Source organism: Alcanivorax sp. DG881, from assembly GCF_000155615.1.
Classification (GTDB): Bacteria; Pseudomonadota; Gammaproteobacteria; order Pseudomonadales; family Alcanivoracaceae; genus Alcanivorax.
This window is the reverse complement of record NZ_DS989915.1, coordinates 2881946-2890901: the sequence shown is the minus strand read 5'-3', so window position 1 is coordinate 2890901 and position 8956 is coordinate 2881946. Positions and strand designations below refer to the sequence as shown.

Here is an 8956-nt window from a genome sequence, read left to right as displayed (position 1 = left end):
AGCGCCTGGAATCAGGAACCCCACCGCTGCCGCCCTGTCCCATGTGAAGACACACAGAGCAGGAGGCCTTTATGGAACGCACAGGATGGCGCCAGCTGGCACTGACCGCGGGCTGGGTGATGATCGCGGCGGGCGCTGCCGCCCCGGCGTATGGCAGTGATTACGACTACATTCGCGGGGATGACGTCTACGAGGAGGATTACCAGTACGGGGTGGATTACGACGGCCTTACCAGCGTGCCCCAGCCCGGCCTGAAAAAAGGCGGGACTGGCAGCGCGAAAAACGCGGAGGGCCGCCTGCAGAAGCGGGCGCTGGAGCTACAGGAAAACACCACGCAACCGTCCATGACCCGCGAACTGGACCGCTGGAAGCCGAGCAGCGACCTGACCACACCGGGCAAGAGTTCTCCCTGATCATGGCAGCGGCAGCCGCCCCGGCATCACCGGCTGCGCGCCACAACCTCTGCGCCATCCGGGGAGCCAACACCACGGTGTTGCTGCTCAAATAGCGCGCTCAGTGGTTGTGGCCGGCCAATGGCATAGCCCTGGACAAAGTCCACCCCCGCCTCTTCCAGCACCCCGATCAGCGCGTGCTCTTCCACGTATTCGGCCACGGTTTTTACGCCCAACCGGTGCGCCACCTCATTGATGGATTCCACAATGGTGCGGTCCACGCTGGAGTGCAGCAGGTTGCGCACAAAGCTGCCGTCGATCTTGATGAAATCCACCGGGAAGTGTTTGAGGTAACTGAACGAGCTGAACCCACTGCCAAAATCGTCCAGTGCCACCTTGCAACCCTGCTCACGAATACGTCCAAGTAAATCACTGGCCGATGACAGCTGATTCACCACCGTGGTTTCGGTGATTTCAAACGTGAGCCGTTCCGGTGACAGCGAGGTCTTGCTCAGCAGGGACTCCAGAAACGGCATAAAGGTCGGATCATCCAGCGAGGTCGCCGACAGGTTAATGGCGATGTTCAGTTGCGGCAGCGCGGCCAGCTCGTCGCTGAGGCTCACCAGTAGCTGGGTGAGTACCCAGCGGTCGATGTGCGGCATCATCTGGTAGCGTTCTGCCGCAGGAATGAACGAGCCCGGATTGAGGATATCGCCATTGCGGTCGCGCAGGCGCAGCAATACCTCGTAATGCGACGGCTCCGTGCTGGCATCAATGGGGCGAATCTCCTGGGCGTAGAGCAGGAAACGGTTTGATTCCAGGGATTCACGCAGCCCCGCCGCCATCTGCAATTCCAGATGACGACGGGACGCTTCGCTGTCGTCGGGGGTGTACACCGACACCCGATTGCGACCCCGATGCTTCGCTGCATAGCAGGCCACATCGGCCCTGCTCATGGCCTCTTCCACGGTGATCACGTTGGCGTCCAGCTGCACCAGCCCGGCGCTGGCGCCGATATCGTAAAGCGACTCCTTCCAGGCAAAGCGAATATCCCCCAGCGCACCGATTAACCGTTCGGCAATCTGGATCGCCCGCTGTGCCGGGCAATGGCGCAACAACAACCCGAATTCGTCACCGCCCAGCCGAGCCACCACATCCCCCTCGCGCACCTGCCGGCCGATCACCCGGGCACATTCGCGCAGCAGGGCATCGCCCGCCACATGGCCGGCGGTATCGTTCACCACCTTGAAGCGATCCAGGTCGATAAAGCACAGCATGCTGTGCTCCGCCCCCGGCTCATCCAGGGATTCCTGCAAGGTATTCTCAAATTCCCGGCGATTGGTGAGGCCGGTCAGGGCATCGTGGGTGGCGTGGTAGCGCAGCTTCTTCTGCATGGCCCGCCGGGAGGTCACATCCCGAAACACCATCACCGCCCCGGTCACCTGGCCATCCGCCGACTTAAGCGGCGCCGCGGAATCCTGAATTTCGTAGCGGCTGCCGTCGCGGCTTTGCAGCATGCTGCCTTCCCGCAGAAAGCACACATCGCCCCCGCTCAGGGCCACACTAATCGGGTTGGGGATCGGCATCGTGGCGTTGTCGTCACTGAGCATCAGAATATCGCCCACCGGCAACCCTTCCGCTTCCGCTTCGCGCCAGCCGGTAAGCGACTCGGCCACCGGGTTCATAAAGGTCACCCGGCCGATCTCATCCGTGGCCACCACGCCATCGGCAATGGAGGTGAGAGTAACGCGCAGGCGCTCTTTCTCATGGGCCAGGGACTGCTGCATGCCCTTTTCTGCCGTCACATCCCAGTTGGTGCCCACCACCAGCGTTTCCGCGCCGTCAGAGCGCACCACGGTTTCTGCCCGCACGCGGATATGCCGGATTTCGCCACCAGGCCGCAGAGTCCGAAATTCCGTGTCCAGATCTTCCTCACCCGCGATAACGCGCTGGAAGGCCGCGTTGATATCTGTGTAATCGTCCGGATGCACCTGGTCACGCCAGATCTGCAAGGTCCCATCGCCAGGCGCCCCGGGCTGCACGCCGTAGAGCTCGTACATGCGTTCATCCCAGAACAGCACGTCACTCTGAGGGCTGTACTGCCAGATACCCACCCCGCCCACTTCCAGGGCCATTTGCAGCCGGTGGCGGCTCTCCTGCAGCGCCTGCTCAGACAATTTGGCGGCATGAATATTCTCCACCTGGGCAATCAGGTAGCTGACCTGCCCCTCGACACGCACCGCCGATACCGACAGACGCACCCAGAGGTCGTCGCCACGGCGGGTAATAAAACGTTGCTCCAGTGAATAGCCGGTAATGTCGCCGGACAACAGGTCAGCCAGCATCCCCCGGCTTTTGAGCAGGTCATCCGGGTGGGAAATATCCTGAAAGGAGGTGCTCAGCAATCCCGCTTCGTCATAACCCGCCAGATCACACAGAGCGTGATTCACCGCCTGCCATTCTCCCCGGGGGCTCAGCAACGCCATGCCAATAGAGGAATGCTTCATCGCCAGCCGAAAGCGGATTTCACTGTCTTTTACCTGGGCCAGCTCCGCCCGATTACGCCGCAACACACACCGTAAAAACAGCGCCGCCAACAGCACTACGGTGACGGTGACAGCCCCAATCAGCACACCCTGCATGGCATTCGTCCATTATTGTGATTGTTATCCTGCGTTTTCCCGCCCCTCTGTTCACTTTTTGGACGCCTCACGCCTCCCTGGCCAGCTTCACCTGACAAAGCCGGAACTTTCACCGACAATTGGGGCCTGTTACAGGGATTCCCGGTTGCCACCGCATCCGGGTGTCCCAGAAGCCCCAGGGAGAAGCAAAGCTGGCCCCGGTCAGCGCCGATCATGACGTTCCGACGACGCCTGTTACAGTGTCTGGCCCTGCTGTTTGTGGCCGCGACCCTGGCCCAGCTCTGGTATCTGGGCCAGGTGTTACGCCTGCAGCACCACAACCCGGACAACAGCGCTTATATGCACCGCGCCCAGGAGCAGGGCAACGTGCAGCAGTACTGGCGCGATTATGATCAGATCAGCGATTACCTGAAGCGGGCCGTACTGATATCCGAAGACGCCCATTTCACCCGGCACACCGGCTTCGACTGGGAAGGCATCCGCTATGCCCTGAAGCGCAATATAGAAGCGGGCAAGCCGGTGGCCGGCGGCTCCACCATTACCCAGCAACTGGCCAAAAACCTGTACCTGTCCGGCGAGCGCACCTATACCCGCAAAGCGCAGGAAGCAGTGATCGCCCTGATGCTGGAAATCGGCCTGAGCAAACGTCGCATTCTGGAGCTCTACCTGAATGTGGCCCAGTGGGGGCACCAGATTTATGGCGCCGAAGCCGCCGCACGGCATTACTTTCAGGTCAGCGCAGCGCAGCTCTCGCCCCTGCAGGCGGCGCAGCTGGCCGCCATGCTGCCCCGCCCCAATCTTTACGATTTCAAAGGCCCCACCGACTACGTACAACAACGGGCTCAATGGATTCAGGCGCAAATGGCGCTGGTACGCATTCCCGACCCGGGAACCGTCACCCTGCCCCCGCCGCCTGACCCTGCGCCCCCCGAAGGAAACACGCAATGAAGCAGTATGCCGTCCCCTTTGCCGCCCTGTGTTTTAGCGGCCTTGCCCTGCTGGGCTGTAGCGACAACAACAGTGACACCAAGCCCCAACCCGCCCCTGCCGGCAGCGACAGCACCGATGGCATTGCCGGCGTCTGGCAGAATGACCAGCACGTGCTGGTGCTGGAGAGCAATGGCGACCTGTACCTGCCCACGGACAACAGCCTGCAGGGGCTACGCTGGGAACAGCAGGACGACACCCTCACGTTCGACTACCTGGATAACCGCGAACAACGGGTTACCCAGGCCAACGCCACCGGCCTGCAACAGGATGACACCCTCACCCTGACCCGCGCGCCAGCAGCCCCGCAGAGCAGCGACACGACAGAGACCGCCGACCCCGAAGCGCCCGCGCCAGACGCTGAAGCCGAAGCTGAAACAGAGTCCACCAACAAAGAAGCCGCTCCGTCACTGTTCAATGGCGACTACCAGCGCGCCAACCAGGCCGTGGGCCATATCAGCGGCACCGTTACGCGCCCAGAAGACAGCGAGCTGCCCGACAATGCGGTACTCACCGTCGCCCTGCTAAACAGCCAGATCGACCCCGATGCCGCAGGGGCACAACCCGTTGCCAAACGGCTGATCCGTCTGGATCAAGACAGCCCCACTCTGCCCTTCCGGTTGTACTACCTCCCCGACGATCTGAAGGCAGACCACGACTACCAGATCATCAGCCAGATTCTTGCTGATGGCGGGCTCTTCTACCAATCCGACGCGATCACTCTGGAACGCAACCCGCAGGGCTTTGCCGATGTCACCCTGCCGCTCACCGCAGTGATGACCGACAGCGAAACCCTGCGCGGCGCAATCACCCGCGGCAAACCCGGCCAGGACCGTGACACCTTCACCCTGTGCAACAGCGACCGGCGCCTGCTGATTCGCGGGCCACAAAGCGACGACCTGTTGTCGGCCTACGACAAGGGCATTCGCTACCCGCAACAGCCCCGCGTAGCCACGGTCAGCGGCCTGGTACGCAAGGTGCCCGGCAGCCAGGAAGGCAGCACCGAAACCGCTCTTATCGTGGAAAGCTTCAACCTGGAACCGGGCATGGAAAACTGCCAACTGCCCACCGCCGAACTGACCCACACCCGCTGGCAGCTGACCCACCTGGGCCCGGACCGCATCATTCTGGGTAGCGCGACACAGGTGCCGTTCCTCACCTTCAACGATGACGGCAAGATCAAAGGCCACGGCAGCTGCAACAGCCTGAACGGCGGCTACCAGCGCGACGACCAGCAGCTGGCGCTGTCTGATCTGGCCAGCACCCGCAAAGCCTGCCCGACCAGCACCATCGAAGGCCGCTACCTTGACGCACTCAAGGCCAGTGACCACTTCCGTATCGACGGCGAGCTGCTTACCCTGTTTGATAAAGATGACGAGGCGGTGGCCAGTTTCCAGGCCATCTACCTGTAGCGCGACACGGGTTGAACAAACCGCAAAAAAGGGAAATCGCCATGCGTGTTCATTACCTGTCCCATGTTCCCTTCGAACAACTGGGCGCCATGGAAAGCTGGTTTCAGGAACGGGACATCAGCATCGGCCACTCGCTGCTGTTCGCCGGTGACGCGCTGCCCACCCCGGCAGATTTTGATGTACTGGTGGTCATGGGCGGCCCCATGGGCGCCGATGACGACGACCGCTTTCCCTGGATGAGCGCGGAAAAGGTGTTGATCCGCGAGAGCATCGCGGCGGGAAAGAAGGTGCTCGGCATCTGCCTGGGCGCACAACTGATCGCCCGGGTGCTGGGCGCCCCGGTTACCGCCAACCCGGAAAAGGAAATCGGCTGGTTCCCGGTGTACCCCTCGCCCGCCGGCAAGAACGACAGCATCGGCAAGCTGTTTGTCAACGCTCCCGCCGTGCTGCACTGGCATGGCGACAGCTTTGCCGTTCCCGATGGCGCCGTGCATTTGCTGGAGAGCGAAGGCTGTCGCAACCAGGCCTTCCGTTACGGGGATAACGTGCTGGCCCTGCAATTTCATCTGGAACTGGAAAAAGGGAATGCCGAGGCCCTGTGCGACGCCTGCCCGGAGGACCTGACACCCGGCCGCTGGGTGGAAGACCGCCAAGCGCTGCTTGGCGACCCGCAGCGCTTTACCGCATCGAAAGCCTTGTTAGGGCGCGTCCTGAATGTCTTCCTGGGCTAACGTCTCGCCCGCTTAATGTCGGATTACGGCCTTCGGCCTAATTCGACCTACTTGAAAGGCTAGATTTTGTAGGTCAGATTAGCCTGAAAGGCGTAATCCGACATATGCGATCCCACCAAAGGCGAAGAAGCCGCACCCCAGACAGGGCGCGGCTTCTTCGCTTTCCAATCAACCCACGCGGCAGCTTGCTAACTATTTGCCACTAACTGCTCATTAGCTTGTTGCACACGGCCCACCGCAGACAGAATCGCCTGCAAGGCCGCAGCCGTGGTATCCGCCGCCGTGGCCACGGCGCTTTGTGTGGAGTCACCCACCTGCACGCGCACACAGGCCATGGCGTTGGCTTCGGTGTTATCGCCCAACGAATATTCATCGAACGACACCACTTTCACCTCGCCACCGATACGCCGGTTAAGTGCATCCACCAGGGCCGACATGGCGCCATCCCCTCGACCGGACAACAACGTCACCGGCTGGCTTTCATCGCCGATGCTGATCTGTGCCTGCACCTGCTCATTACTGCGGTTCAAGTCGTAGGAGCGCAACACCCAACCCATGGGCACGTTCAGATAGTCACTATTGAAACGACGATGCACCCGTTCGCTGGTGATCTCGCCACCGTCTTCTTCAGCATCACCCTGCACGACACCGGCCAGCTCCTGCTGCAACCAGCGCGGCAAGTCGATGCCGAAATCCCGCTCCAGCACGTGAGCGACCCCGCCCTTGCCGGACTGGGAGTTGATGCGTACCACTTCCTCGTAACGCCGCCCCACATCGGCCGGATCAATGGGCAGATAGGCTGCGGTCCAGATATCCCCTTCCTGATAACGAGCCAGGCATTTACGAATGGCATCCTGGTGGCTACCGGAAAAAGCGCTGAATACCAGATCACCCGCATAGGGATGGCGCGGATGGGTCTGGATATCGGTGATCTCTTCCACCAGCGCCACAATCTCTTTCATGCGCGAGAAATCGATTTCCGGATCAATGCCCTGGCTGTACAGGTTCATGCCCGCCGTCACCAGGTCCATGTTGCCGGTGCGCTCGCCGTTACCCAGCAAGGTGCCCTCGACACGATCCGCCCCTGCCATCACCGCCATTTCCGCGGCGGCCACACCGCAACCGCGGTCGTCGTGGGTGTGGACACTGATAATCACGTCATCGCGGTACTGAATATTGTCGTTAACCAGCTCTACCTGATCTGCAAAGACGTTCGGGGTGCTGACTTCCACCGTGGCCGGCAAGTTAATGATCACCCGCTGCCCCTGATCCGGACGCCACACGGCGTTCACCGCATCAATGACTTCGATGGCGAAATCCGTCTCCGTGGCACTGAAGGTTTCCGGGGAATACTGGAAGCTCCAGTGGGTCTCAGGCTGTTTGGCCGCACAATCGCGCACCCACTCAGCCGCGCGTACCGCAATGGCCTTGCAGCCGGCCTTGTCCACGTTGAACACCTGCTCGCGGAACGTGGGCGAGGTGGCGTTGTAGATATGCACCACTGCATTTTTGGCGCCTTTCAGGGACTCAAACGTCCGCGCGATCAATTCTTCCCGAGCCTGGGTGAGCACTTGAATATGCACATCGTCGGGCACCAGATCTTCCTCGACCAAGGCCCGGCAAAAATCAAAATCAATCTGGCTGGCCGACGGGAAACCCACTTCAATTTCCTTGAAGCCCAGCTCCACCAGCATCTGGAAAAAACGGCGCTTCTGCGCCACGGACATGGGCTTGATCAGCGCCTGGTTGCCGTCACGCAGGTCCACCGCCGCCCACAGGGGCGCTTTCTCGATTCGCTGGTTCGGCCAGCGACGGTCGGGCTTGTCGATAACAGGAAAAGGCTGATATTTACGGTGATCAAAGCTCATCTCGAATCCTCAAAGTAAAAAGGGGCAGACACTGCCCCCAGAATTACTAACCGGCTCTCCCAGGGATACTGCTTGATGCGGCTAACAATGATGTCGTGATCTTGGATCTCGATCAGGGCACCGGTCGGTGCCGGTAGCGACAGAGAGAGGCATTCGGCTTGTGGCCGTCTGCGTCACCGCCCTACGAGAGATACTTTACGGCTCTGCACCGGCAATGTGCTTGCTTTTTTCACTCGATTTCGGCCTTATTAGCAATAATATTGCTCAACTTTAGACTTTAACGAGATCAAACCCGTATGAGCACCTCAGAACTGGCAAAACTGGACCGCACCGACCTGCGCATTCTGGAAGCCCTGCAGGGCAATGGCGGCCTCACCAACCAGCAACTGGCCGAGACCGTGGGCCTGTCCCCCTCCCCCTGTTCTCGCCGGGTACAGAAGCTGGAGGCCGCCGGCATCATCGTGAAACGGGAAACGGTGCTGGATGCCCGCAAGCTGGGGCTGGATCTGACGGTAATGATCCAGATCAGCATGGACCGCCACACGCCGGAACGTTTTGCCAATTTCGAAGAACAGGTGGCCAGCTACCCGGAGGTGCAACTGTGCTATCTGGTCACCGGGCAGGAAGCCGATTATCTGCTGAAAGTGGTGGTGCCTGACATCGACGGCTACCAGCACTTCCTGCTTAACAAGGTCACCCGGATCGAGGGCGTGAGCGGCGTGCATTCCAGCTTTGTGATGCGCCGGGTGGTGGATACGGCGGCGCTGCCGTTGAATTATGTGGATGCGTAACCCTCCCCCTTGCCGTAGGAGCGTCGCTGGCTGCGCGATAAAAGACCAGGACCAGAAACCGTTTCACCACAGAGCAAAGAGAGAAAAATCTATCGTTCCTCAGTGGTCTTTGTTCCCTCTGTGGTAAAGACGT

The 8956-nt window shown here is 60.7% G+C and carries 7 protein-coding genes; 5 read left to right on the top strand and 2 right to left on the bottom strand.

Going from position 1 to position 8956, the window contains the following annotated elements; translation table 11 throughout:
* The first annotated feature begins 71 nt into the window (after positions 1–71).
* Complete coding sequence (locus tag ADG881_RS13020) at positions 72–413, top strand: hypothetical protein (protein ID WP_007150400.1); 342 nt, start codon at positions 72–74, stop codon at positions 411–413.
* Positions 414–439: 26 nt separating this feature from the next.
* Here the strand turns inward: ADG881_RS13020 and ADG881_RS13015 are convergent, their stop codons facing one another.
* Positions 440–3034: an EAL domain-containing protein gene (locus ADG881_RS13015; RefSeq protein ID WP_007151597.1), complete on the bottom strand. Its 2595-nt coding sequence runs from the start codon at positions 3032–3034 to the stop codon at positions 440–442.
* Positions 3035–3247: 213 nt separating this feature from the next.
* Here ADG881_RS13015 and mtgA point away from each other — a divergent pair, with 213 nt between their 5' ends.
* From mtgA to ADG881_RS13000, 3 genes are read left to right on the top strand one after another with little or no spacing between them, the layout of a single operon-like run.
* On the top strand, positions 3248–3982 hold the full coding sequence (gene mtgA / locus ADG881_RS13010) for a monofunctional biosynthetic peptidoglycan transglycosylase (protein ID WP_007150083.1): 735 nt from the start codon (positions 3248–3250) through the stop codon (positions 3980–3982).
* Complete coding sequence (locus ADG881_RS13005) at positions 3979–5433, top strand: META domain-containing protein (RefSeq protein WP_007150206.1); 1455 nt, start codon at positions 3979–3981, stop codon at positions 5431–5433. Before mtgA ends, ADG881_RS13005 begins: the two co-directional genes overlap by 4 nt.
* 41 nt (positions 5434–5474) lie before the next feature.
* The gene (locus ADG881_RS13000) at positions 5475–6164 is read left to right on the top strand and encodes a type 1 glutamine amidotransferase (protein WP_039926777.1); all 690 of its coding nucleotides are present in this window, start codon (positions 5475–5477) and stop codon (positions 6162–6164) included.
* A gap of 188 nt (positions 6165–6352) precedes the next feature.
* Here ADG881_RS13000 and ADG881_RS12995 read toward each other — a convergent pair whose 3' ends face one another.
* The gene (locus ADG881_RS12995; protein WP_007150766.1) at positions 6353–8032 is read right to left on the bottom strand and encodes a 2-isopropylmalate synthase; all 1680 of its coding nucleotides are present in this window, start codon (positions 8030–8032) and stop codon (positions 6353–6355) included.
* Between the two features lie 296 nt (positions 8033–8328).
* Between ADG881_RS12995 and ADG881_RS12990 the strand changes: the two genes are divergently transcribed.
* Entirely contained in the window at positions 8329–8823 is a 495-nt protein-coding gene (locus ADG881_RS12990; protein ID WP_007150584.1) for an Lrp/AsnC family transcriptional regulator, read from the top strand.
* Positions 8824–8956: the final 133 nt, after the last annotated feature.

Bases quoted from the DNA above. Each gene is read 5' to 3' on its own strand.
- ADG881_RS13000 (WP_039926777.1), top strand. From the start codon at position 5,475: ATGCGTGTTCATTACCTGTCCCATGTTCCCTTCGAACAACTGGGCGCC.
- ADG881_RS13005 (WP_007150206.1), top strand. From the start codon at position 3,979: ATGAAGCAGTATGCCGTCCCCTTTGCCGCCCTGTGTTTTAGCGGCCTT.
- mtgA (WP_007150083.1), top strand. From the start codon at position 3,248: ATGACGTTCCGACGACGCCTGTTACAGTGTCTGGCCCTGCTGTTTGTG.
- ADG881_RS13020 (WP_007150400.1), top strand. From the start codon at position 72: ATGGAACGCACAGGATGGCGCCAGCTGGCACTGACCGCGGGCTGGGTG.
- ADG881_RS13015 (WP_007151597.1), bottom strand. From the start codon at position 3,034: ATGCAGGGTGTGCTGATTGGGGCTGTCACCGTCACCGTAGTGCTGTTG.
- ADG881_RS12995 (WP_007150766.1), bottom strand. From the start codon at position 8,032: ATGAGCTTTGATCACCGTAAATATCAGCCTTTTCCTGTTATCGACAAG.
- ADG881_RS12990 (WP_007150584.1), top strand. From the start codon at position 8,329: ATGAGCACCTCAGAACTGGCAAAACTGGACCGCACCGACCTGCGCATT.